General features: G+C 59.2%; 17 protein-coding genes, 1 pseudogene and 1 riboswitch. Of the genes and pseudogenes, 9 read left to right on the top strand and 9 right to left on the bottom strand.

The window, feature by feature from the left end; translation table 11 throughout:
- The 3 genes and pseudogenes from LDN12_RS17800 to LDN12_RS17790 all read left to right on the top strand — a co-directional run.
- Nucleotides 1-407: pseudogene (locus LDN12_RS17800) on the top strand (cytochrome c3 family protein); the annotation flags it as partial.
- Between the two features lie 41 nt (nucleotides 408-448).
- Nucleotides 449-2,137 (top strand): multiheme c-type cytochrome, encoded by a 1,689-nt coding sequence (locus LDN12_RS17795; RefSeq protein ID WP_223923992.1) that lies wholly within the window; start codon nucleotides 449-451, stop codon nucleotides 2,135-2,137.
- Nucleotides 2,138-2,490: 353 nt separating this feature from the next.
- Nucleotides 2,491-4,263, top strand: a complete 1,773-nt coding sequence (locus LDN12_RS17790) for a diguanylate cyclase (RefSeq protein ID WP_223923991.1) — start codon at nucleotides 2,491-2,493, stop codon at nucleotides 4,261-4,263.
- 13 nt (nucleotides 4,264-4,276) lie between these two features.
- Here the strand turns inward: LDN12_RS17790 and LDN12_RS17785 are convergent, their stop codons facing one another.
- Nucleotides 4,277-5,371: an MASE3 domain-containing protein gene (locus tag LDN12_RS17785; protein WP_223923990.1), complete on the bottom strand. Its 1,095-nt coding sequence runs from the start codon at nucleotides 5,369-5,371 to the stop codon at nucleotides 4,277-4,279.
- Between the two features lie 334 nt (nucleotides 5,372-5,705).
- Between LDN12_RS17785 and LDN12_RS17780 the strand changes: the two genes are divergently transcribed.
- The 4 genes from LDN12_RS17780 (at nucleotide 5,706) to LDN12_RS17765 (ending at nucleotide 8,077) form a co-directional block, all read left to right on the top strand.
- Entirely contained in the window at nucleotides 5,706-6,155 is a 450-nt protein-coding gene (locus LDN12_RS17780; protein WP_223923989.1) for an Hsp20/alpha crystallin family protein, read from the top strand.
- Nucleotides 6,156-6,192: 37 nt separating this feature from the next.
- Entirely contained in the window at nucleotides 6,193-6,591 is a 399-nt protein-coding gene (locus LDN12_RS17775; RefSeq protein ID WP_223923988.1) for an Hsp20/alpha crystallin family protein, read from the top strand.
- Between the two features lie 229 nt (nucleotides 6,592-6,820).
- On the top strand, nucleotides 6,821-7,762 hold the full coding sequence (locus tag LDN12_RS17770) for a DnaJ C-terminal domain-containing protein (protein WP_223923987.1): 942 nt from the start codon (nucleotides 6,821-6,823) through the stop codon (nucleotides 7,760-7,762).
- Nucleotides 7,763-7,774: 12 nt separating this feature from the next.
- Complete coding sequence (locus LDN12_RS17765) at nucleotides 7,775-8,077, top strand: chaperone modulator CbpM (RefSeq protein WP_223923986.1); 303 nt, start codon at nucleotides 7,775-7,777, stop codon at nucleotides 8,075-8,077.
- A 208-nt stretch (nucleotides 8,078-8,285) separates the two neighbouring features.
- On the opposite strand, the gene LDN12_RS17760 is transcribed toward LDN12_RS17765, so the two are convergent.
- The 3 genes from LDN12_RS17760 to LDN12_RS17750 all read right to left on the bottom strand — a co-directional run bounded on the left by LDN12_RS17760 (nucleotide 8,286) and on the right by LDN12_RS17750 (nucleotide 13,081).
- Complete coding sequence (locus LDN12_RS17760) at nucleotides 8,286-10,277, bottom strand: methyl-accepting chemotaxis protein (protein ID WP_223923985.1); 1,992 nt, start codon at nucleotides 10,275-10,277, stop codon at nucleotides 8,286-8,288.
- Between the two features lie 267 nt (nucleotides 10,278-10,544).
- The gene (locus LDN12_RS17755) at nucleotides 10,545-12,590 is read right to left on the bottom strand and encodes a hypothetical protein (RefSeq protein WP_223923984.1); all 2,046 of its coding nucleotides are present in this window, start codon (nucleotides 12,588-12,590) and stop codon (nucleotides 10,545-10,547) included.
- 69 nt (nucleotides 12,591-12,659) lie between these two features.
- Nucleotides 12,660-12,736, bottom strand: a riboswitch (cyclic di-GMP riboswitch).
- A gap of 126 nt (nucleotides 12,737-12,862) precedes the next feature.
- Nucleotides 12,863-13,081 carry a hypothetical protein gene (locus LDN12_RS17750; RefSeq protein WP_223923983.1) on the bottom strand — a complete coding sequence of 73 codons (219 nt, stop codon included), beginning with the start codon at nucleotides 13,079-13,081 and terminating at the stop codon, nucleotides 12,863-12,865.
- A 351-nt stretch (nucleotides 13,082-13,432) separates the two neighbouring features.
- On the opposite strand from LDN12_RS17750, the gene LDN12_RS17745 reads away from it, so the two are divergent.
- Nucleotides 13,433-14,611, top strand: a complete 1,179-nt coding sequence (locus LDN12_RS17745; protein ID WP_223923982.1) for a methyl-accepting chemotaxis protein — start codon at nucleotides 13,433-13,435, stop codon at nucleotides 14,609-14,611.
- Between the two features lie 134 nt (nucleotides 14,612-14,745).
- On the opposite strand, the gene LDN12_RS17740 is transcribed toward LDN12_RS17745, so the two are convergent.
- The 3 genes from LDN12_RS17740 to LDN12_RS17730 all read right to left on the bottom strand — a co-directional run bounded on the left by LDN12_RS17740 (nucleotide 14,746) and on the right by LDN12_RS17730 (nucleotide 18,876).
- Nucleotides 14,746-15,324, bottom strand: a complete 579-nt coding sequence (locus LDN12_RS17740) for a PEP-CTERM sorting domain-containing protein (RefSeq protein WP_223923981.1) — start codon at nucleotides 15,322-15,324, stop codon at nucleotides 14,746-14,748.
- A 385-nt stretch (nucleotides 15,325-15,709) separates the two neighbouring features.
- Nucleotides 15,710-17,383, bottom strand: coding sequence for a cyclic nucleotide-binding domain-containing thioredoxin-disulfide reductase (locus LDN12_RS17735; RefSeq protein ID WP_223923980.1), 1,674 nt, complete (start codon nucleotides 17,381-17,383; stop codon nucleotides 15,710-15,712).
- A gap of 233 nt (nucleotides 17,384-17,616) precedes the next feature.
- A complete protein-coding gene (locus LDN12_RS17730) occupies nucleotides 17,617-18,876 on the bottom strand; it encodes an MFS transporter (RefSeq protein WP_223923979.1) in 1,260 nt (419 codons plus the stop codon).
- 151 nt (nucleotides 18,877-19,027) lie between these two features.
- On the opposite strand from LDN12_RS17730, the gene LDN12_RS17725 reads away from it, so the two are divergent.
- Nucleotides 19,028-19,933, top strand: coding sequence for a LysR substrate-binding domain-containing protein (locus LDN12_RS17725; protein ID WP_223923978.1), 906 nt, complete (start codon nucleotides 19,028-19,030; stop codon nucleotides 19,931-19,933).
- A gap of 120 nt (nucleotides 19,934-20,053) precedes the next feature.
- Here LDN12_RS17725 and LDN12_RS17720 read toward each other — a convergent pair whose 3' ends face one another.
- Both LDN12_RS17720 and LDN12_RS17715 read right to left on the bottom strand, forming a co-directional pair.
- The gene (locus LDN12_RS17720) at nucleotides 20,054-20,983 is read right to left on the bottom strand and encodes a DMT family transporter (protein ID WP_374045099.1); all 930 of its coding nucleotides are present in this window, start codon (nucleotides 20,981-20,983) and stop codon (nucleotides 20,054-20,056) included.
- A 194-nt stretch (nucleotides 20,984-21,177) separates the two neighbouring features.
- Nucleotides 21,178-25,101 (bottom strand): PAS domain S-box protein, encoded by a 3,924-nt coding sequence (locus LDN12_RS17715; protein WP_223923976.1) that lies wholly within the window; start codon nucleotides 25,099-25,101, stop codon nucleotides 21,178-21,180.
- Nucleotides 25,102-25,111 lie beyond the last annotated feature (10 nt).

Here is a 25,111-nt window from a genome sequence, read left to right as displayed (position 1 = left end):
GGCTGCAGATCCACCCGATCAAGGCCCAGGACAACCAGCAGCAATGCTACCGCTGCCACGACCAGAAATACTGCACGGCCTGCCACAGCAAACTGCCCCAGAGCGGCCTGAAGTCACTGGGTTTCGTATCGCACCGGACCCAAGTCTCGGATACGGTGGGAGAACAGCGCTGGGGATTTGAGCATGGCCGCGAGGCACGGCGGAATCTGCAGGCCTGCCAGACCTGCCATGAAGACGGCTCGACCTGCAAAAAGTGCCACAGCTCGTCGACGAGGACGGACCCGCTTACAGGCAATATGATTAGAAGCGGTGCCAATCCGCACCCGAGGGGCTTCAAGGCCGGCAACTACAAAGACAAAAGCGGCGGCAAGGTGTGCTTGCAGTGCCACCAGTCGGGGACGTTTTAGCCATTATTACACTGTAATTATCTCAAGAAGGAGGAGAATCCATGCAGATCAAGAAGTCGAGTGTCATGTTACTGCTTTCGTTGTCCACGGCGGCGTTCCTTAGCGGTTGCGGCGCCAGCAGCAAAGAAGCGGGCGTGCTCCCCAGCGATGTAGCCAAGGTCAGTGAGTCCGCCTGCGCCCAGTGCCACGGTTCTGCCGTCAGTTCGGTCACCGGCGTATCGTTCTATGAGACCTTTAAGGATTCCGCCCATTTCACCGACAACATCGGTTGCCAGGATTGCCACGGCGGCGGTTCCCAGCATAACGGCGTCGGCCCCATGCCCTACGCCAATCCGGATCAGGCTGGCCGGTGCGTCACGTGCCATACCGCTGCCGAGAAAATTGTCGATGCTGACGGAGTGCAGATAATGACGAAAAAACATTTCGGCATTGATGCGTCGGGCAACGCGACCAGCCTGCTCGACCCGGCCGATCCCACCTCCGAGGCTCCCTATGCCACCTACGTCACTTCGACCAGCAAGAACAACTGCCGCCTGTGCCACGACCCCCACGCGGCCATTACCCCGCAGCACAGCCAGTGGGCGGAGACCGGCCATGCCTCGACGGACAAGCCCGTATTCCGGCAGTTCGACTCCGGCAACGGCGTCAAGGGCGGCTGCGGACTCAAGTGCCACACCACCACGGGATTCAAGACCTTCATCGGGAACCAGTCCGCGACCCTCAAACCCTTCAAGACCGACCCCAACGATACGACCATGGAAGTTATCCGCTGTGATGCCTGCCATCAGGATTATTCCTGGAAACGCAACAAAGTGAGCGGTGGAGCGATCATCATACCGTTTACCGCCACCAACGGGTTGACGTCTCTGCCGGCAGCCGGCGATTCCAATCTGTGCATGGGGTGCCATATCGGGTTTTACTCAGGTACGGTGATTGCCGATGCGACAAGTGTGGACGGGGTAAAATTCGAAGCATTCAGCCCTCACTACAAAGCGTCCGCCTCGATCATGTACGAAGTGAACGGTTACGAGTTCCAGGCCCATTCCGCCTATACCAATACCGGTTTGAAACACAATACTCCCGGTACCCTTGGTAACGGCGCCCTCGGCTTTGGAACCCAGAGTGGCGCCTGCGTGGTGTGCCATATGTGGGTTGACGGCACCAATCAAAACTCTCACGTCATGGAGCCGGTAACCTATACGAACCTGGCCGCGACCGCCAACGGCCGCAACAAGATCGATGCGAACATCGGCGCCCTGACCGCATCGGCTGTCTGCGCAGCATGTCACACGGGATCATACGCCATTACCGCAGCCTCCCTCGACAGCGCCAAGCAGCAATTCAAGGCCGAGCTTGACGCCCTCCAGGCGGCCATCGCCGCCCGCGGCATATCGTTCGACCCCATTGACGGACCACATTATTTCAAGGATGCTACAACAGATCAGACCCTCTCTACCGGTAGCAGGTATGCAGTCAATTGGACCAGCGTCGCACCAGACGCAAACGGCAAGCATATGGCCGGCGCGGCCTACAACCTGCTCGTGTTGCTCAAGGATTCCGGGGCCTACGTGCATAACAGCAGATATACGCACACCCTGCTCTACGACTCGCTGGACTACGTGGTCAACGGAGCGCTTACCGGCACCCTCGGGGCACAAGGGGCGACGCTCACGGTGGGCGGCACGGGCGTAACCGTAGCCAACCCTTTCAACGGCGCGTCCAGGCCGTAAAAGACGTCCGATACAACCAGGATGGGCGGCGCAAAAGCGACCCGAGCCGCCCGGAACAAACAGAAGCCGCTAAGCACCTGAACCGGGGTGTTTAGCGGCTTCGCCATTTTCACCGGGCTTTACGGGCGTGTCCCTCACAACGGGCGGCGCGGGCCACGGCCTGCCGCCTTCAGCCGCCCTTGAACCGGCCGGCCACGAATTCGCGCTTGAGATATGGAGCGGATGGTCTTACAATCCTCTAATTTCCTCTCCGGGATGGGCATTGCCACGGGGGCATTCTTCACATTTCAGGCAGGTGCGGCATGGACGATTCCGCAACACAACGAAAACAGTCCGGCAATCAGGTGAGACCTGTGCGCCGATACGCATTGATCGTGGCGCTGGCATGGACGGCGGCGATTGCCGGCTCCTTCGCGTGGTACTACCGGCTGAACGAACAACAACTGCTGGCGGTCAGCAAATCCAAGGCGGTGGTCGCCTTCGAACGCGACGTCCTCTACCGTCAGTGGGTCTCCAAACAGGGGGGCGTCTATGTGCCCGTCTCCCCGTCCCTGCCGCCCAACCCTTTGCTCGGCCATGTGCCGGAGCGCGACATCACCACCCCTTCGGGCAAACCGCTCACCCTGGTCAACGCCACCTATCTGCTGCGAAAGGTCTTCGAGACCAATGGCAAAAACGAGGCCGGGGGATACGGCCATCTGGTCAGCCTCAACCCGCTCAACCCTGAAAACCGCCCGGACCCCTGGGAGGAAAAAGCGCTGCGCAGCTTTGAGCGGGGAGCCAGGGAGGTCAGCGAGATCCAGACGATTAACGGGCGCGTCTACATGCGCCTGATGCGGGTGTTTGTTACGGAAAAAAGCTGTCTGAACTGCCATAGCCGCCAGGGCTACCATGTGGGGGATATTCGCGGCGGGATGGGGGTGACCGTACCGATCAGCGATATCATGGAGGCCAACCGCCCGCGAGTGATCGGCGGGATGGCCGGCCACGGCCTGATCTGGATACTGGGGCTGGGAACGCTCTGGTTCGGCTCACGCAAGCTTTGCAATAATGTGACGGCCTTGCAGCAGAGCGAGAAAAGCCTGCAAAAACAGACGGAACAACTGGAACGGCTGAGTGCGGAACTCGTCGCCAAGAACTGGCAACTGGAAGCCATGACCCTCCAGGACGCGCTGACCGACCTGGCCAACCGGCGCTGTTTCGACGAAACCCTCGACACCGAATGGGCGCGCGCCGCCAGGACCGGACAACCGCTGGCGCTGCTCCTGCTCGACGTCGATCATTTCAAGGAATACAACGACCGGTACGGCCATCAGGCGGGCGACGAATGCCTGAGGAGCGTCGCCCAGGTCCTGCGGGCGGGAGCCCGGCGGGTAAGCGATCTGGCCGCGCGCTACGGTGGCGAGGAATTCGTCGTCATCGCCGCCGACACCGATACCGCGAGCGCGCTGTACCTGGCCGAATCCATGCGCAAACAGATCGAAGGGCTGGCCATTTCCCACGAACAGACGGACCTGGGACATGTCAGCATCAGCATCGGCGTCGCGGTCGTGATCCCGGACGAGCGGCTGGAGGCGGCGGAGCTGGTGCGCATGGCCGACGACGCGCTCTACCGCGCCAAGAACGGCGGGCGCAACCGGGTCGAACTGGTCGCCCCCAGCGTCCAAGCATCCCCCCGAAAGGGCGACGGGACGGCCGAAGACCAGCCCTTGATCCAATTGGCCTGGAAACAGTCCTATGCCTGCGGCGAGCCGGCCATAGACGAAGATCACCGCAAACTGTTCCGGCTGGTCAACACCCTGTTCACCCGCGCGATCATTCGGGATGCGGACCCGGAACGGTTCAACGAGGCGTTCGACGGGCTTCTGTCGCACGCGGCGGATCACTTCACCCAGGAGGAGGAAATCCTGCGCCGCCACGCCTACGAAGACGTGGACGAACATGCCGAGCAGCACCGCCTGCTGGTGGAGCACGCTCTCAAACTGCGGCTTCAGGCGGACAAAAGCGGGGTCTCGGCCGGCGAGCTGATCGACTTCCTGGTCAATGAGGTGGTGGTCGGCCACCTGCTGCGCACGGATTTGGCCTTCTACCCGCTCTTCGCGCCGTCCGGGCAGGGGACCGCCTGAGGCACGGGGCGGCCTAGTGCTCCCGGTGCGGCTTATGTGCTGCCTGTTCCCGTATTTCCCGCATCTGTTCATCATAACAGTCGGGGCAGACTCCATGGCTGAACTGGGCTTCGGAATGTTCGGATAGGTACGTTTCCAGTTGCTGCCAACTTTTTTCGTCCTTACGTATTTTCTTGCAAAAACTGCATATCGGAATGATGCCTTTCAGCGTTCGGATTTCGTCCAGTGCATTTTTCAACGACAGAATAACGTCTTCAAGGTCCGACTGCGCTCCCTTTCTCAACTCGATTTCCTTATTGAGAGCCCCGTTCGTTTCACTCAATTCATTAAATATCAGTCGATAAGGATCTTCTATCCCTGTTGTCACAATCGCATGGTACGTCATTAAAAAGGCAAAGAACTTTAAATAATGACCGACGAGATTGGATATTCCATAGTTATCACTATAAAAAGTAAACGCCACTTCAGAGACAATCGTATAGAGTATGGATAGCAGGATATACTTGTAGACTTTACCGGTAAAATACATCTTATTCTTCATAAGAACAGCAATACTGGCCACAAGTATGGCACAGATGATATATTCGCTATATATTTTGAACTCGGTCAATCCCTGTCCTTCCACAAAACAGACAGGAAATATCTTCCAATAAAATATACTTGCTATCAACAGACCCGTAATACACAAATATCCCATGAATATACTATTATAATTTATATTTTTACCCTTTTTCAGAAGAATGAACGCCGATAGCATCGTTATGCTTTCAAGATATCTGGCTGCTATCCACAGTTGATTCGCGTAATAATCATAATCAGTAAATATCGGCATCCCCTTATAGGAAAGCGTATGCAGCAAATCCAATGCTGCGACAAAAATACATGATATGCCGACAGTAATGAGATAGGGGTTCTTGATATACCGTACCGAGTTCCAGGTAATGATAAAAACGGTAGAGGCAATAACGATGCTGAATAATTCAATAATGCTGTGGAACAGCAGATAGTTTACCTTAGTCGTCAAATACAGGCCGACGATCACCGCGCAGATAAAAACCCAGTACATCTGTTTGCTATGTCCGATGGAACTCGTTCCTGTATTTTCCATATGTTCTCCGTCGTGTATTTGTCTAACGGTATGCGGGTGGAGGCAACGTATTCAACTTTTGGAGACTCATTTGAGCCATCTTTTCTATTAAATTTCTCAAGCTCCCTTCTACCTCCGCAACAACAAATTTTCAACAATAAAATCAGTGTGTTAAAAATATCAACCTAAACCAGCCGCGCCATCCTTCGGAAAATCCGGCCCCGCCGCCAGCGGCCGAAGGCGGTAACCTGCCACTATCATGGAGCAAATTTTGGTGGTCCTCCCCCCTTGACACGCAAAAAATGCGTACTTATTTTTTGCTCAGAAAATCACGTGTCGAAAGGAGGTAATTCACATGGCAACCTGGGATGTATTCAAGGAGTTGGACAGTCTGAGAAGGGAGATCGACGAAGCGTTCCGTGGCGCGGGCTTGAGCCGGCCGTTCGGTCCCACATTCCTTTCGCCGGTGACGACCCGGCGCTTCCCCCTGGTCAATTTCAGCGAGGATGAGGGGCATGTCTATGTCGAGGCGTTGATTCCCGGCGTCGATCCGAAGGATGTGGACCTGTCCGTGCTGCGGAACACGGTGACCATCGGCGGGGAGCGCAAGCCGTTCGCGGAGAAGGAGGGGCAGGTCGTGCACCGCACCGAGCTGGGCTCCGGCAAGTTCTCCCGCACCATCGAACTGCCGGTGGACATCGACCCCGAAAGGATCACGGCCCAATGCAAGGACGGCATCATGCTGATCACCCTGGCCAAGGCCGAACATGCCAAACCCAAAAAGATCGATATCAAACTTTCGTGATTTCAAACGGACCGATACGGAAAGGAGGCAAGCAATCATGGCAGCCAACAGCCTTACGGAAAGAAACGACGAACAGAACGTGCAGGCCCGCGAAGAGACGCGGTCCAATGAGCGCTATATCCGCCCGGCGGTGAACATCATCGAGGACGCGGAAGGCCTGGTCCTGACCGCGGATATTCCGGGCGCGGCGAAAGAGTCGCTGGATATCAACGTGGAAAAGGGCATCCTGACCATCAGCGCCCCGGCACGGCACAATGTGCCCGGCGCCTCGGCCTACCGGGAGTTCGAGCTGGCCAATTACTACCGCCAGTTTACCATTCCCGAGAGCCTGGACCAGGAAAAGGCCCATGCCGACTATGCGAACGGCATCCTGACCCTGCGGATACCCAAGGCCGAAGCGGCCAAACCGAAGCGGATCTCCGTCCAGGTCGGTTGAGAGCGGGGGCTGCGGAGGCGGCGACCGCCCCGAACCGGCGCCCGACGGGCGCCGGTCTCCCGAACAACGATCCGGGATGTTTCGAGGGCCGCCCGCTGCGGCCCTCGCCGGTTTCGGGGCGCTGCCGGGGATTGCCCGCGGGCCCGCTCTTGCGGCGGCAGTGGGGCGTGGTATGCTTTACTTCATGAAGGACGATAAAGAGTTTTAGTATCCGGCGAGAGAGAAGATCATGGCAACGTACCAGGATTACTATGCCACCCTCGGCGTAAGCAGGACGGCGACCCAGGAAGAGGTGCAGCGGGCATACCGCAAGCTGGCCCGCAAGTATCATCCCGACATCAACAAGGACAGCTCCGCCGAGGAAAAGTTCAAACAGATCAACGAAGCCTACGAGGTGTTGGGCGACCCGGAAAAACGGGGCAGGTACGACCGTTTCGGCACCGACCGGGAAGCGCAGTTCGCCGGACGGGGGCAGCAGGGGGGCGACGACGTCCGGTTCCATTTTTCCAGCGCCGATCCGGGCCAGTTCAGCGATTTCTTCCAGAACCTGTTCGGCGGCGGATGGCATTTCGGCGACGAGAGCGAAGCGGCGGACGGCGGCGTCAGGAGACGGCGGGGCCGCGACCATGAAACCGCCATCACCATCACGCTGGCCGACGCCTATCACGGCGCCCGGAAAAGCATCGAACTCGAACGGGTGGAAGTGGACAAGAGCGGCAAGCCGGTCAGGACCAGGCGCAGCTATGACGTCGCCATCCCGCCCGGCGTGACCGACGGCTCCCTGGTCCGGCTTGCCGGGCAGGGCGGCAGCGGCAGCGGCGGCGCGGATGCGGGCGACCTGTTCCTCAGGGTCGGAATCCAGCCCGACAAGCATTTCACCCTGAGCGGCCACGACCTGGCCACCACGGTCGACATCTCCCCCTGGGAGGCGGCGCTGGGAGCCAAGGTGCCGGTGCCGACCATGGACGGGCGGATCAATCTCACCGTGCCGGCCGGCACCCAAAGCGGCCAGGCCTTACGGGTGCGGGGCAAGGGAATGCCCGTCGCCTCCGGCGGCCACGGGGATCTGCTGGTGCATGTGCGTATGGTGGTGCCGAAGCACCTCTCGGCCAGGGAACGGCATCTTTTCGAGGAATTGGCCAAAGAATCGCATTTCGACCCGCGGACGTGACCGAGGACCGCTATGACTGCACAACAGTATGAAATCATCATCAGCAGACGGCACGAGCTGGTCTCCATGCCGGGAATCACCATCAACGAATTGAGCAGGTTGTGCGAATGCCACCTGTCGGTGGCGAAGCGGCTCTTCTCCATCGGCCTCATCGAACCGCTGGCGGCGGGGAGCACCCTTCTGTTCGACCGGAGCGCCGTGGTCAGGGCCCGGAAAGCCCTGCGCCTCAAGCGCGACCTCGGCCTCAACTTCGATGCCGTGGCCCTGGTCATGGAGTTGTTGGACCGTATCGACGACCTTGAACGGAGACGTTGAGGGCCTCCCCTACCCCCTCCCCTCGACCGCCATCTGCCGGATCGACGGAGCCGCCGCGGAGATCGAGCTGCACGGGTCACGGTACCCCGGAAAGCTGGAGCGGATGACCGGGCGCCAAAGAGACGGCCCCCGGCATGGGGCGATTCGCCGTATGCCGGGGGCCCCACTTCCGCCTTGAACGCTCCGTATCGACCGGGGCTAACGGTTTTCAGGCATAAGCGACCTTGGACTCGTTTTTGACATTCTCCAGGTGTTCGACTATTTCGACGGAAATGTCCTCGACCTGTTCCAGCAAACGCTCGGCCTCTTCGCTCATGCCCCTGTTGTGCAACTCCACCGCCTCCCTGGCGATACGGTGAATCCGCTCGTGCGGCTCGTCCATGATCCTGAAACTCCTGGAGGAGCCGCACAGTTTCTGCCCGGTGCTGAAATACCACTTGCCGAAGCGGCAGTTTTTATGGTCGGGCAGCGATGACGCCTGGATCTTCTCCCGGTTGTCGATGCACTTCACGATGCGGTTGACAAACGCGACATGGTCGGATTTTGCCGTATCCAGGATCAAGAGCGGGCTTTCGTTGACCTTGAATGTGGCCGCCGTCTTCTTGAGCCCTTCCGAAGCGCTTTGCAGTTGTTCGACCTTGCTGTTCATATGCTGCGTCGTGCGGTCGAAGTTTTCCACGGAACAGGTGATGGCGCCGATATTGCCGACGATCTCGCCCGTGGTGGCGCTTTGTTCCTCCGCGGCGGTCGCTATCTGGCTCACCTGCATGGTGAGCGAGGAGATCCGGTCCAGGATCGTATCCAGCGCTTCCCGGGAACGGGCCGATTCGGCAATCCCCTTTTCCACCTCCGAGGCCCCTTCCTCCATGATCGACACGGCCTGTTTGGTTTCCAGCTGGATGTTCTTGATCATCTCGGCGATTTCTTTGGTGGCTCGCGTCGTGCGCTCGGCAAGCGCCCTCACCTCGTCGGCCACGACCGCGAAGCCGCGCCCCTGCTCCCCGGCGCGGGCCGCCTCGATGGCCGCGTTCAATGCCAGCAGGTTGGTCTGGTCGGCGATATCCTCGATGGTCCCGACGATGGCGCCGATCTGGTCCGAGCGGCTCCCCAGCGCCGTCACCGTCCGGGCCGCTTCGTGCACCTTGCCCGATATGGAATTCATGGCGTTTACGGACTGCATGAGTATGGCCGTGCTGTCCGCCGCCGACTGGTTGGCGCTCGCCGCCGCCTCGGCCGCCACGGTGCAACTGTGGGCGATGTCTCCGGCGGTTGCCGACATCTCCTCGCTTGCCGTCGCCACCGCCGTGGATTGCAGCGCTATCAGCCGGGAGCCCCTGCTGATCCGTTCCGATTCTATGCCGAGCTGCCCGCCGTAGGCCTCCACGCACGTGGCCTGCTCCATGACCTCTTTGCTTATCCTCTCCAGCTTGTCCCAGGCCTCGTTGAACAGTTCGGCCATCCGCCCCAGTTCGTCCCGCGAGGTCACGGCAACGCGGCTGGTGAGGTCCCCCTCCCCGTGGGCCACATCGTACAGATTGCCGAGGATGCCTTGAAGGCGTCTGTCGAGGCCGCGCGCAATGAGCACCATCCCGGCGGAAACCAACAAGGCCGCCGCCGCGAGGATGGCCACAATGACGGCAAGCGTTTTCGAGCGGGCCGCGTCGATCTCCTTAATCTTCTCCGCGCTGAGTTTCTCCAGATCCGCCGCTATCGTGTGGCTTGCCGCTTTGTATTCCCGCCACTTCGGGGTTTCCCGCTCCTTGAGGAGGGCCGTTGCCTCGGCGATGTTCCCCTGGGTGGCCAGTTCGATAACCTGGCGCTTGAGGATTATGCCCTCATCCCAGAGGGCGCGCGCGGACTTGAGCTGCGGGGCCAGGGCGGTCCCCCCGGCGAGATTCGACAGCTTCCCGAACAAATCGTCGTAATCCGCCACGGCCTTTTTGAAATTATCCAGAGCCTTCCGGTCCGTCGGGCTGATGATTATATTGCGGGTCGCCTGCTCCGTCTGAAACCCCTGTGCATAAAGCTGCTCCACCTGAAGGTTCATCGCGGCATAACGGTTGCGGTATTCGTCGAAAAGCTTCGAATCCATCCTCATCCCCACAACATAGCAGACTATTGCGGCGATAAGCAGGGCCGAGGCCACGCCCCCCACCAGGGTAAACTTGGTCACCAGGCGCAAGTTGCTGAAGAAACTCATAATCCTCCCCTCGAATCGGTCGATGATCGGCGATATTCCGTAAGAGCCCCAAACCGGTTTTTGCTCGTTCCGGTGTATGCAGCATACAAGTATACACAAATATAATGACTGTCAAGTGAACTGCTTACACGTTTTAGCTTTCTGTTTATACGTTATAACCTTATTTATATTTCCGTTGCAACCGGGGAAAATGCGGCGGACGCGGCGGGAATAAAAAAAGGGCGCTCCTGAACGGGCGCCCTTTTTGTGTACGTACGACCGGTGGGATCAGTCGTCGTGGTGCTGTTTCCTGCCGTTCGCCTTCAGCGGCCGGTAGATCACGTTGCGCACGGCGCTGCCGCTGTTGCCCGCCTGATCCGTGGCGGTGACGGTGATGGTGTACTTTTTGGCGGCGGTGAAGGTAAGCCGCTGCTGGAACCAGCCGTTCTCCACCTCGGGGGTGTAGGTGGCGCCGTCCACGGCGACGGTGACCGCCACCTGTCCCTGGGGATCGGCGACCTTGCCCCGCAGGTAGATGCGCTGGTGGCTGGTGACCGTATCCTGGCTCGGATAGGTGATCGCCAGGTTGAGATCGGTCCCGGTGGGGGCGCTGTAGGTCACGGTCCGCTTGACGCTGGAACTGTTGCCCGCCTGATCCGTGGCGGTGACGGTGATGGTGTTGACCCCTTCGGCCAGGTTGACGGAGGTGGTGTAGGTGGTGCCGCTGATGGTGGCGGCCTGGGGGGCGTCGCTGTTGACGGCCACGGCAACCGTGGAGGTCTCGCTCACGGAGCCGGTCACGGTCACGAGCTGCACCGCCGTGGTGCTGTTGTCGGCCGGGGCGGAGACCGTGATCGCCGGGGCGGTCGGATCATAGGTCACGGTGCGGGTGTCGCTCTTCTGGATTCCGGCGCTGTCCAGGGCAACCACCGCAATGGTGTTCGCCCCCGCCTGCAGGGTGACGACGGTGCTAAACGAGCCGTCCGCGGCCACGGTAACGGCCTGGCCGTTGACGGTGACCGACTGGATGGCGACCGTGTCGGTGACCGTGCCGCTCACGTTGAGGGTCGGGTTATTGGTGAACGAGCCGTCGGCCACGGTGGAAACGGTCAGGACCAGGTTGGCGGCAGCAGGGGCGGAAACGGCCACCGTGGCGCTTTTGGCCGCGGAGACGTTGCCCGCCGCATCCTTGGCCCAGGCGTAGAAGGTGACGCTGCCCGCAGCCGGGGCGGTCGCGCTGGCGGGGGCGGTCGCGGTCCAGCCCGCAGCGCTTGCGGCCGGGGCCGTGGCGCTGGTGGTGATCAGATAGCCGGTGACCCCCGTGTTATCCGTAGCGCTCAGGGCACTTACCGGCACGGTCAGGCTCGCGGCCGTGGCCGGGAGGGTAAAGGCCGTGACCGTGGGCGGCGTGGTATCCGGGAGGGTGATGGTCACGCTGGCGCTGACGCCGGCCGACACATTACCCGCCGCATCCTTGGCCCAGGCGTGGAAGGTGACGCTGCCCGCGGCCGGGGCGGTCGCGCTGGCGGGGGCGGTAGCGGTCCAGCCCGCAGCGCTTGCGGCCGGGGCCGTGGCGCTGGTGGTGATCAGATAGCCGGTGACCCCCGTGTTGTCCGTGGCGCTCAGGGCGCTTACCGGCACGGTCAGGCTCGCGGCCGTGGTCGGGAGGGTGAAGACCGTGACCGTGGGCGGCGTGGTATCGGCCGGGGAGGTGACGGTGAACGAATTGGTGCTCACGGTCTGGTAGCCGTGGTCGGCGTTAGTGGGATCGTCGGTCCAGCCGGAACCGAAAGACGCGGAGCCTGCATCATACCTGTTGCCGTACCACGCCACCTTCCAGGTATAGGTGCCCGCCGTGGCCGGCGCGGGGGCGCTCAGGGTCGTCGGCAGGGTGGCGGAACTCCCCATGTCGCTGGCATTGCCCGTGGACCGGGCCAGCTCCACCTGGTTCTGGTCGTAGAGGACCGCCCGGACCCAGCCGCTGCGGTAGCCGCCGCTGATGGTCACGGTGACGGTGGCGCCGGGGGCGTAGCTGGCCGCGTCGGTGGCGCCCTTCACGTTGATATCGCTCTTCGCGCTGCTTGAGTGGGTGCCGTGGGCGTGGCAGCCGTTACAGGTGGCCGCGGCCGACGTATGGCAGCCGGAACAGCCCTGACTGGTGAAATAACTCGATTGGGCCCGCGACTCCCGGCCCCCTATCTGCAATGCCGCAACAAGTGCCAGGGTAAAGATGAAAAACAATACCGCTTTGCCGCCGATCTTCATGCGATCTCCTTGTGCCGCTGTTTCCACGGCTTGACGTTGACTCATGCCTTCCCGATCCTGCATCTCCATGCGTGCTCCTTTCGCCGGTTTCCCGGGTTGCGGCCACAAAAAAAGCCGGGGCCGAATATCGTGTGATATTTCGGCGACCCGGCTGTCTCGGTGAGACCCTGTAGGCTTTCCGCCCCATCCTCGCGGATGGTTTAGTATTTTCGTGTATCCGGTGCTGCTCTGAAAACGATTTTGTTCAGGTTACAAAACCATACAAAAATAATCAAGAACTTTTTCAACTTTTGTTGACTCGGCGGCATAATGGCGGCGCGGCGACTGCTTTTCCCCCTACCCTATGCCTTGCCCCTGGCGGATTCGCTTACCTTTTCGGTGGCGCTTTCCTGGGCTTCCAGGGCCGCCGGGTCGCCGTCGCTGGCTAACTGCCGGGCTTGCGGGGAGATGGTGACCGTATCGGTTTTCGGCGCCTGTTGCGGGGCCCTGGCGGCCTGCTGCACCGCCGGAGCCGTGTAGGCGGCGGTCACGGTGCCGGTTGTTATGGGCGATATGGTCATGTGAATACCCTCCTTATGCTCCATTTATTAACGTGTATTTATCTTATCGGCATTCCAAACAGGATGTAAAGGACTTTTTTTATCTTTTTTGGTTTCGGCCAAAAGTCGCTTTCGGGAGCGCCGTCCAGAGAGTACGCGCACGTATACCGTATATACCCTGTTCCAAGGCATGCAACCTATTGTTTTTATGATCAATAAATGTTACACCGGTACCACATTGCGGTAGTAACGGGAGAGATGTCTGCGCGGCTGAGGACCGCTTCCCCGGCACCGCCGCGATATGACGCGCACTTACGTGATCGCCGTCAACATACGAACGCGGGAACTCCATCCGTGCGAGAGGTACACATCATGTCATTCCTGTTGAACATCTATTTGCGGTTCACCATACGGACCCGCATCCTGGTTCTCTGCATTTGTTACAGCTTCTGCATTATCGCCGCCGTTGTTCTCGGCCGCTCCTTTTCCCTGACCTTGTCCATCATCTCCACGGCAATATTCGTCGTGCTCGGCATGTTCTTTTGCTTTCTGCTCTTTTGGACGATTCATAACGGCTTGAGCAGGATAAACGGTTATCTGGCCAATATAACGGCGGGCGACCTGACGCAAACCATAGCCGCCCGGAACAACAACGAGATCAGCGTGATCATCAGGTCCATAAACAATTTGCAGGAGACCATGCGCACCATGATCTCGCAGATATCCCACACCTCCGAGCAGGTGGCGAACGCTTCGCACACCCTCAGCAGCAATGCCGCAAGAATCGCCTCAAGTTCCGAGCGGGTCGCTTCCCAGGCCGCGAGCGTCGCTTCCGCCAGCGGGGAAATATCCGCAACATCGTCCGAGATTTCCCAAAACTGCGTCAATGCCGCCGAAAACGCCGGCAAAGCCAGCGACACCGCCAACTCGGGCGGGGAGATCGTGACCCAAACCATCGACCGGATGATGAGTACCGCGGACCAGGTCAAAAAGGTCGCAACCTCCATAGAAGGCCTGGACTCGCTTTCGGGCCGGATCGGCCAGATCGTCGGCACCATCGACGACATTGCGGACCAAACCAACCTGCTGGCATTGAACGCCGCCATCGAAGCCGCGCGCGCCGGAGAATCGGGACGGGGCTTTGCGGTGGTGGCGGACGAGGTGCGGGCGCTTGCCGAACGGACGACGCGCGCCACCGGGGAGATCAGCGAGATGATAAAAGCCGTCCAGGCGGGAACCAAAGAGGCTCTCCTCGTTATGGAGGAGGGGGTCGGCGAGGTGGAACGGGGCACCGAATCGTCGCTTGAGTCCGGCAAGGCGCTGAAGATCATCCTCGCCCAGATCAACGACCTGAATATGCAAATCAGCCAGATCGCCACGGCAACCGAAGAACAGACCGCGACAACCGCGGAGATGTCGCATAATCTCCAGGAGATAACCGTAACCATTCAAGAGGCTGCCGAGGAGGCGACGCAAGCGGCCTCGTCCGCGTCTACACTTTATAACCAATCGGAATTGCTCCAATCCCTGATCGGCAATTTCAAGGTGTGAGGTGGCGGCGGGAGCGCGGGCACGATGAAGCGCAGGGTGCGGCAGGGTTTGGCCGCGGGGGAATGAAAAAAGGGCCTTCCTTGCGGAAAGCCCTTTCGGACGGCATGGCAATGTCGCCAAATCTTACAAGGGATCTATCCCTTGATGCTTCTCCGCAGCAGGACGACACCGACGAGACCGGCGCCGAAAAGAATCAGCGTGGAAGGCTCGGGCACCGGGGCCGCGCCTGAAGAAACATACCCCGTAAAGTGGGAGACATCCAGCGCGCCATTGCCGCCGTAACCGGCGTGCCAAAGGTCATAGGTGCTCCAGGAGCCGGTGAGGTCCGCCGGCAATACCTCATACATGGCGTAGGCATTGGCCGCCTTGACGACGTAAAAACTGATCGTGGTGGTGGCCGAGTTCGTGTTCCACGTGCCGGAAGCGCCGCCGGAACCCGTGATGGTCACATTGGCGTCCTGCGTCAGCGTAATGTTTTGTCCCAGAAAAGTGTTCAGCTTCGTCTGGACAAGCTGAAGGGTCGCCGCATTGCCCAGATTGTTCCCGGACGCGATGTACAGGAATTGACCGCTATTGGCATACGTCGAATAAATCGAACCGTTGGTGTGGTCTTCAAAGCCGTCGTTCGCCACATTGAAGATGGGGGTGGCACCGGCAATCGATGCGAACAGCGAGATGGCGCCTGCCAATGATAGTGCTAATGTCCGTTTCATATGATGCTCCTTTTACTGTGAACCACACCGCGTATCCAGCATGTATCCACTACCCGGAGAGTTTATTGTCGAATCATCACAGCGGCGGTGATGTCACTCAACAAAGTTTAGAATATCTTAAGCAACTAACGGGCCAAAATAAAATACGCAGCAATATCGCTTCATAACAAATAAAATAACGATTGACACATTAATGTGTATAAATTTCCGACAAAATGATCCTTTTACTGTTTCGCATGCCGCGTTTACCCTGGGTGGCAGCCCCCTGTGGCGGTGGCGACCCCAACGGGAGCAGGCTGCTTTATTTACTTTCTTTCAATCCCGGCCACCGCGAAGCAGCATGTTTTTATGGTCTCTCGGGGTTCTGACGCGGCATCGCGGACAACTATTCCTGAAGGACATGATAAACGAATGACAATGCAATTGATCCTTCACCCACAGCGGAGGCAACCCGTTTGATGCTACCGCTGCGAACATCGCCCACGGCAAAAATCCGGGGTAAACTGGTTTCCAGCAAGTACGGTGGTCGTGCAAGAGGCCAGTGGGCGGCGCTTAAATCTTCCGCTGTCAAGTCTGCTCCCGTTTTGATAAACCCTTCGGTATTGAGTGCGACGCAACCATCAAGCCAGCGCGTGTTGGGAACAGCCCCAATCATGATAAAGACATGTCGTATGTCATGTTTTTCGACGTGCCCCGTAGTGTTGTTTCTCCATTGAACGGCTTCGAGGTGGTTGTCTCCTGTAAGCGAGACGATCTCGGAGGACGTCCGCAATTCGATCACAGGAGACTCTTCGATGCGCCGGATGAGATAGCGTGACATGGTATCGGCCAGGCCTTCAGACCTGACAAGCATGTAGACCCTCTTGGCCTTTTGTGCGAGAAAGACCGCCGCTTGGCCTGCGGAGTTCCCGCCGCCGACAACGATCACTTCTTCTCCTTCACAACATTGCGCCTCAATGTACGTGGCGCCGTAGTAGACTCCCGCCCCCTCGAAGTTCGACAAGTTCTCCAACGGAGGCCGCCGATACTTTGCCCCGGAAGCAATCGCTACGGCGCGCGTGGAAATGCGGGCGCCATTCTCCAATTCAGCAACGTATATGTTGCCCTCGCTGATGAGCCGGGTTGCCTTGGTTGTCATGAGTTGAGCGCCGAACTTCAGCGCCTGGTTATACCCCCGATCTGCGAGTTCCTGGCCTGTGATGCCGGTTGGAAATCCAAAGTAATTTTCGATTCTTGAACTCGATCCGGCTTGGCCGCCCGGCGAGTTTGTTTCGATTACCAAGACATCAAGCCCATCCGCCGCGCCGTAAACGGCTGCCGACAGCCCGGCGGGACCGGCGCCTATGATGATCAGGTCGCGCAGCACGGTCTGGCTGATCGCTTCGTTAAAGCCGAGCGATTCGGCCAGTTGCCGGTTACTCGGGTTCCTGAGCACCGTCTGACCGGCGCAAATCACTACGGGTATCTCGCTAACGGCAAAATGAAAACCATCCATGAAGGTCTGTACATCCGAGTCGCGTTCGAGATCAATGTACGTGTACGGGTGGCCGTTGCGCATCAGAAATTCTTTAATTCGCAGTGTACCGGCGGAATGAGTCGATCCGATGAGCACAACATTTCCAATCCCTGCAGATACCAATTCCACCCTGCGGAGAATGAATGCGCGCATCAGAATCTCGCCGAGCTCGGCGTCGGTCTTCACCAAAGCCAGCATGTGCTTGCGTTCAAGCTCGATAACCTCCCCGGACTCGGCGACACGTATTTGATGGATAGCCGGGCGGCCGGAGAGCAAATTGACTTCCCCCGTAAACTGCCCGGACCCGTATTCTACGATAAGGGTATCGGCGGCGCCCGCCGGGCGCACGACCTGTATTTTACCTGAAACGACCAGAAAGAACGGTACCGTCGTATCTCCCGGTTCTACCAACACCTCTCCTTGCAGAATCGCCCTCTTGGTTCCGTGCTCTGCAATACGAAGAATCTGGGATGAAGTCACTACGGGGAAAATCTGCTCAGCGCGAGAGCTGGTCAGCTGAATGGTGGTGAGTGGTTCGCTCATAATCAGCCCTTCCTGTGCGGTGTCTTCTCACGGAGTGCCTTCGAGAACACCGCGTTGGGTACTGGTATAAACTGCTTTGGGGAGTCGCTTTCTTGTTGGAGAATGTGCCGAAAAAGTTCCTCTCCGCTTCAAACAAGATACATATTGTCTTTTTTATTACTATAACCCTGCCCGATATGAATGCAAATTAATTATCACCTTCAACCGTGCGGAATACCGGAGTATCTGGTGTTTTATCCTTTTTCGATTTTTTGGCGCGTGGCAGCGGGCCAGAGCCGCGTCGCCAACGCACCGATGGCCGTCGTCGTAGCCAGAGCCGTTACCGCCATCCAGCCCCATTGTGCCTGCAGCATGCTGCCCAGTGCCGAACCGGCGGCCATGCCGATGAACATGCCCACGAACATAATCGCATTGAGCCGGCTGCGTGCGCCGGGGTCGATGCCGTAAATAATGGTCTGATGGGCGATCAATGTGGCCTGCACCCCCAGGTCGAAGCCCACGGCACTGGCTGCGAAGAGCCACAACCGGGCATGGGGCGATAGCAGCGGTGAAAAGAACATGGCCGCGAACGACAGGGCAACAAGACCTGCTCCCAGACGCGTGACCTGCTCCGGCCCGCGCCGGTCGGCGAGGTGCCCCGCCAGGGGAGCGGCCATGGCACCCGCGGCACCGGCCAGACCAAAGGTACCGGCTGCGGCACTGCCCAGATGGAACGGCGCGGCATGCAGCATCACGGCCAGGGTGGACCAGAAGGCACTGAAACCGATCGACAACAGCCCTTGTGCCAGTGCCGCGCGGCGCAAGGCGCCGTGACGCCGCCACAGGTGGACCAGGGAGTTCAACAGCTCGCCGTAGGAATCCTGAATGGTCGGCCGGAAGCTCGGCAGGCTGCGCCAGGCACCAAAGCCGACCAGAACGATACTGGCGGCTGCACCGTAAAAAACAACGCGCCAGCCGAAGTGTTCCGCCATGTAGCCGCTCACCACGCGGGACAGTACGATCCCCAGCAGCAGCCCGGTCATCACCGTCCCCACCACCTTGCCGCGTTGCGCTTCCGGCGCCAGGTGGGCGGCCGAGGGCACGATATCCTGAGCCAGCGTGGCGGCAAGACCGATCACCAGGCTGGCCGCCAGCAGGGACCCGATGGACGGCGCAACGGCGGCTACGAAGAGCGCCAGAACCAGCACCGCCGCCTTGGCAAGGATAATGCGCCGCCGGTCGTAACGGTCACCCAGCGGGGCGAGGAGCAGAATACCCAGGGCATATCCCAGTTGGGTCAAGGTCGGCACCCAGCCCACGGCGCGATCCGAGGCGCCGATGTCCGCCCCCAGCACGCCGAGCATCGGCTGGCTGTAATATAGCGAGGCAACGGACAGGCCGGCCCCGGCCGCCAGAAACAGCACCAGAGCCGCAGGCAACCTCTCGGCTACGGCGTGGGGTGGGTCGAGCGCTGTGACGCCATCAAGGGTTTTCGTCGTATCGAGGGAACTCATACTAAAATCTCCTTTGTCTGTGAGGTTGTTCGTGCGAACGTCCGAGCAGGTGAGGTGCTCACCGTCTCTACTTCACATCCTAAAGAAGCCTTATATATTTGTGAAATATATAATTATTGTAACACTTATACGTTTTTGATATAAATAAGCCATGGAACTGCGACATCTTCGTTATTTCGTGGCCGTGGCGTCGGAGCTGAACTTCTCGAAAGCGGCCGAGAAACTTCTGGTGGCCCAACCGGCGCTGAGCACGCAGATCTCGGATCTGGAGCGGCATATCGGCACGCCGCTGTTGTTCCGCAACACCCGCTCCGTCCAGTTGACGGCGGCCGGGAAGGTTTTTCTGGCGGATGCGCAATCGATTCTGGCGGCTGCGGAATCGGCAAAAGACAGGGCGTTGCGCACGTCGCGGGGCGAGGAAGGCGAACTGTCCATCGGCTTTTTTGCGGCGCCGACCATGCACATGCTCCCGGAACTGATTCGTTGTTATCGGGCGCAGTATCCAAACGTCACCATACGGATGCATGAGTTGACGCCGAATCGGCAGTTGGAAGCCTTTGCCCGGGAGGAGATCGATATCGGCTTCACCCGTCCGCTGCCGCCGGGCCATCCCGACCTGGCGGTTCAGGTCTTGTTCCGGGAGAAGGTGCTGGCCGTGATGGCCGAGACGCACCCGCTGGCCTCACGTCAGCGGATAAAACTTTCCGAGCTGGCCCGGGAACCGTTCGTGCTTCTGGATCGAATGGTGGCGGTCGGCATGTACGACCACATCATTACCGCCTGTCGAACGGCGGGTTTTTCACCGTCGGTCGTTCACAGCCCCGACCTGATGGCAACGGTCCTGACGATGGTGGCCGCCGAGCTGGGCGTCAGCATCGTTCCCGAAGGGGTCAGGAATCTTCGCAGCAGACAGGTGGCTTTTGTGCCGATCTCGCCGGCGCTGGACCCCATACCGCTGGTCCTGTGCTGGCGCGCGAAGGCGGATTCTCCCCCCCGCGACGCTTTTTTGCGCCTGGTCCGGGAGCGGGCCTCTGCTATTCAAGATGAGGTGAGGTAGAGTGGGAATGTGGACGAAAGGAGGGGATCAGGCGGAGGAAAATACCTGCTTACAACCAATGCTTGACCGGAAAACCGGACTGGTGACGGATGAGAACCCAACCATATTGGTGCTGCCCCGTCAGGCCTTTCTGCCCCCGAACAGCTGCTGCAACCACCCGTAACCGCTCACCAGCACGATCCCCGCGATGACCAGCACCGCCCCCACCAGGAAGCTCGCCTCCAGCGGTTCGTGGAGCAGCCACACCCCGAAACCGATGCCGAAGAACGGCGTCATGAACGAGAACACCCCCAGGCGGGACGCCAGATACTTGTGCAGCAGCCAGAGCCAGGTGAGATAGCTGGCAAAGGAGACCACCAGCGCCTGGAACAGGATGCTCCCGAAGGCCAGGGGGGTGGGATTGAAGGAGGTCTCGCCCAGGCCCCTGGCCGCCGCCAGCAACAGGATAAAGGCGGCGATCAACTGGTACAGCAGGGCTTTGGTGGCGGATGTCCGGGCAAGGCTGGAGCAGCGCAGCACCACCGTGGTGGCGCCCCAGGCGGCCCCGGCCATGAGCCCCAGGAAATCGCCCAGGAGGATGTTGGTCGCCGCCCCGCCCGCCGGTTGGTGGCCGCGCCCGAAGAACGCCGTGACGATGCCGGCGAAGGCCAGCAGGATGCCGAACCACTGGAAGCGTTGCAGCCGTTCCGCCGGCAGGCGCCAATGGAGCCCCAGGGCGGCGAACGCGGGCGCGGTGTACAGGAAGACCGCCATGTGGGAGGCGTTGGTATAGCGCAACCCCTGGCCCACGAACAGAAACTCCAGGGAAAACAGCAGTCCCACCACCAGGCCGGGCCGCCACGTACCGTCCCCCAGGGCGATGCGCTCCCCCCGCAGGAACATGGCCAGCCCCACCAGCGCCGCCGAGATCCCGGAGCGGAGCGCCAACTGCAACAGCGGCGCAACATCCGGGGCCGCCGCTTTCAACGCCACCTGCTGCAACCCCCAGATCATGCACAGGAGCAGCATCAGCCCCATGGCCAGCCCGTCTATCGCCTTATGCGTATCGATGACCTTCTCCTTCGTCTGCCTGAATGGAAATTATAGAAGATAGCAGATGCGGGGGAGCAGTCAATGGATTTGCGGGTTCGGCGGGCCGGGGGGGAAATATGAAGCCGCCCTCCCCTGCGGGAAGGCGGCTTGTTTTCGGGTGCGCCGGTGGTGATGCCGTCATTTCTGCCGGGTCGGCGGCCTCCTGGACCGGTTCATTTCGCCCCTGGGGCCGACGGCGCACCTTCCAGTGCCTTCCTCAGAACTTCCCGCAACTGGTTCGGGTTGTACGGCTTGCTGATCATGCCCGCCATATGCTCGGCTCCTATCCTGGAGATGACCTCGGCATCACCGAAACCGCTGGAAACGATGATCGGCAATCCGGGATTGAGCTTTTTCAGCTCTCTGAACAACTGGCAGCCGTCCATTACCGGCATGCCCATGTCGGTTACTACGAGGGCAATGTCGGCAGCGTTCTGCCGATACAACTCCAACGCCACCTTGCCGTTCACCGCTTCCATGACGGTAAACCCGAACTGTTGCAGCATGATCCTGGCTATCTGCCGGATCATATCCTCGTCCTCGACCAAAAGGACGGTCCCGCTCCCCTGCCAGGCAACCGCGGGAGCAAGCCGGGCTTGCTCTTCCCCTGCCGCTACGTCGCTTGCCGGAACGGGGAGATAGATCTCAAAGGTCGTGCCCTGGCCCGGCCGGCTGAAGAGCTGCAATGCGCCGTCATGCGAGTTGATTATACCGAGGACCGCCGACATCCCAAGTCCGCGCCCGGCGAATTTGGTGGTGAAGAACGGCTCGAAGATGCGCCACCTCGTTTCTTCATCCATGCCGCAACCGGTGTCCGAGACGGTCAAACAGACATATTCGCCGGGCGGCACTTCTTTGCCGTTATAGTCCTTCACGGGTTGCGAGGCCATGACCTTTGTCTTGGCGAGCGCCACCTGAATTTCACCCTGCTCCGTGCCGATCGCCTCGGAGGCGTTGATGATCAGGTTCATGACCACCTGCCTGATCTGGCTGGCATCGGCGGAAATAAGGGGAATATTCTTTGCGAGGTCTGTTTTGATGACCGCATTTTGCGGCAGGGTCGCCTTCAGCATGGAGACCATTTCGTCAACCAGCAGCCACATATTGGTCCGCGCCATGGAGAGCTGCGTCTTTCCGGCGTAAGCCAGCATCTGGCGGCATAATCCCGCGGCGCGTTCCGCCGCTTTTTCGATCTCCTGAATATATTGCCCGGCTGTTTCATGGTTCATCTTCATCAGTTCGCAATAACCGATGATCACCGCAAGGATATTGTTGAAATCGTGGGCGATGCCGCCGGACAAAACGCCGAGGCTTTCCAGTTTCTGGGTATGTTGCAGCTGCTGTTCGAACAGTTCCCTGTCTTCCTCGGCTTTTTTGCGGTCGGTGATGTCGAGAATGCACGAAATGTACGCTTTCCCATCGTCATAATTGAAACTGGTACTCTGGATTTCTCCGTCGAATTCGCTGCCGTCAAGCTTGATGAATTTGAACTCGATTGCCGGTATGCTCTTTCCCTGGTCGGCACTGTTTTTCCTGGCCAGTGAGATCTGATGAAAGTCCTTGCGGATCAGGTCCAGGATCGGCTGGCCTACCAGATCATGGACATCCGAGGCGCCGAACGTTTTGACCGCGATGGGATTGGCATACAGAATGCTCCCGTCGCGATGAACGAGGGTGGAAATCGGCGTCCACTCGAGGATGGAGTGGAGAGCTTCCTCATGCTTTTTGCGGTCGGCGATGTCCAGGGCAATCCCCGACGTACCGACGATCCGGCCTTGCTCGCTGAAAATAGGGGTCTTGCAGTAGAAGTGCCAGCGCAGGCCGAGGGGCGACGGTATAAGGGCTTCCCCCTCCAATCGCTCGCCCGTGGCCATCACCGTGCGGTCGCCGGCAAGATAACCTTCAGCCAGATCACGGGGGAACAGCTCCAGATCCGTCTTGCCGATGCACTCGTCGATTGAACATCCACAGGCTTTCGCGTACGGCTCGTTTACCATTTCCAGGCGGCATTCGGTGTCCTTGAGCCATGCCATCATGGGCAGATTGTCCAGGATCGCCCGCTGGCGCAGCATGAATCGCGTCGTTACCGCCTCGGCCTGCTTGCGGTCGGTGATGTTGCGCACGAAGGAACAGACGAGCTGTCTGGTATCGAACTCTATGAGATTCGTGACGATTTCGACGGGGAAACGCCTGCCGTCTTTAGTCGCGTGCTCCGTTTCAAATGCCAGCGTGCTTTTTTCGTGGAGTTCGACCATATGCTGCCGCCAGGTTTCCCTATCGCAGGTCGGGTCGATGTCGGAAATGGCGAGCTGCAGCAATTCCTCCCGGGAATAGCCGAGGGAGCGGCATGCGGCTTCATTGACGTCGGTGATGCGCGAATCCGGGGTCATCCAGAAAATACCGTCCGAGGAGTGGTCTATCGAGAACCGGGTAATGCGAAGGGATTCCACCATCCTCTTTTGCTCGGTAACGTCGATGATGAAATTGAGACTGCTCGGTTTTCCGCCAATTTCGATCAATTCACTGGAAACCAGAAAATTCCGCACCTCGCCATTGCGCATGCGAAAGTCGATTTCATAGTCCCGTAACGAGCCACGCCTATTCAAATCATCCAAATATTTTTGCCGGTCGCCGGGGCCCAGCCAGAAACCCAGCTCCGTTGACGTGCGACCGATCACCTCCCCTCTCCGGTAGCCGGTTGTTGCGTAAAAAACATCGTTAACGTCGATGTATCTGCCGTCATCCATCGTGGATATGGTGATTAATGCGGGACAGGCGCGGAATGCCTTGGAGAATTTATCCTCGCTTGCTCTTATGGCCTCTTCGGCAAGTTTGCGATCGGTTATGTCATAAAACACCGTGGCGAATTTTCCCGGTTCGGGCGAATAGGCCTTGACATGAAAATATCTGCCTAGGTCCCCGCTGAAATTCTCATAGCTGACGGATTCACCGGTCAACGCCACTTTTCCGTAAGTTTCGGCCCAGTACGGCTCGGAATTCGGCATGATCTCCAATTGCGTTTTGCCGATGAGATCGGCGGCCTTAAGGCCCGTCAGCCTTTCATAGGCGGGATTGATCTCCAGGAACCGGTAGTCGCAGGGCTTGCCTTCCTCATCGACAACAATTTCATGGAGGGCGAAACCCGTGGGCAGGTTATGGAAGAGTTGGCGATATTTTTTTTCACTCTCCGACAGCGTCCTTTCGGCACGTAACTTTTCCGTGATATCCCGGATAAAGGAGACCATCCTCCCGCCCTCGTCCGAATGGTACTGGGCACAGACTTCAACATCCATTACCGTTCCGTTCCTGCGGCGGTGCCTCGACACAAAATGCGCATGGCCGTGCGTCATGAGCATGCGGATACGGCGGGCGGTCTCCTGAGGCGTTTCTTCATCCTCAAGGTCGGAGATGCACATGGTCAACAGTTCCTGCTCGCTGTAGCCGCTCATCCGGCAATACGCCTCGTTGACCTCCAGCAGCCGGCCCTGGACATCCACCAGCCAAATGCCGTCAATGGCCGTAGAGAGGATCGAGCGGTGATGCTTATCGCTCAAACGCAACGCCTTCTCGGCTTCGAGCAGCCGTTTAAGCTGTAGCCCCTGTTCCGCCAGCATCTGCGCGAGGCTGTGAATAAAACCCAGGTACTTGCGAAGCATCTCCTCGGGGATGTACGGGACCTTGCGCATGGCCTCCAGGTACCCGGCCTCGTCGAAACCATACTTTCCGGCCTGTTCGACGAAGTGTTCCTCGTCGGGCGGCTCCATGAATACCTGGCCGCTGAAAACGTTGCCGAGGTGTTGCCCTTCTATGATTATGGGCATTGCCGCATCGACAAGCCCCATGGGGCATCGGTAGACGACATATGTTTTGTCCTTGTCGAGCTCGCCGCCGATATGGGTATCGCTCTTGATGCACATCCGTTCGGTTTCAGGGTTTACGCGGTGGAATTTCGTGCAGATGTCCTGCCAGGCGGTGGCGGTGAGGATATCCCCCTCCATGTCGACAATAGCCGAGGGCATGCGGTGAATTTCGTCCATGGCATCGAGCAATTGCCGTAACCTGGGGACATCAAGCAGTTCTTTCAGTGTGTATTTCATGCCGCCACCT

It is taken from the genome of Geobacter sp. AOG2, from assembly GCF_019972295.1.
Taxonomy (GTDB): Bacteria; Desulfobacterota; Desulfuromonadia; order Geobacterales; family Pseudopelobacteraceae; genus Oryzomonas.
Note: the sequence above shows the minus strand (reverse complement) of the source record. Positions and strands in the feature narration are given on the sequence as shown.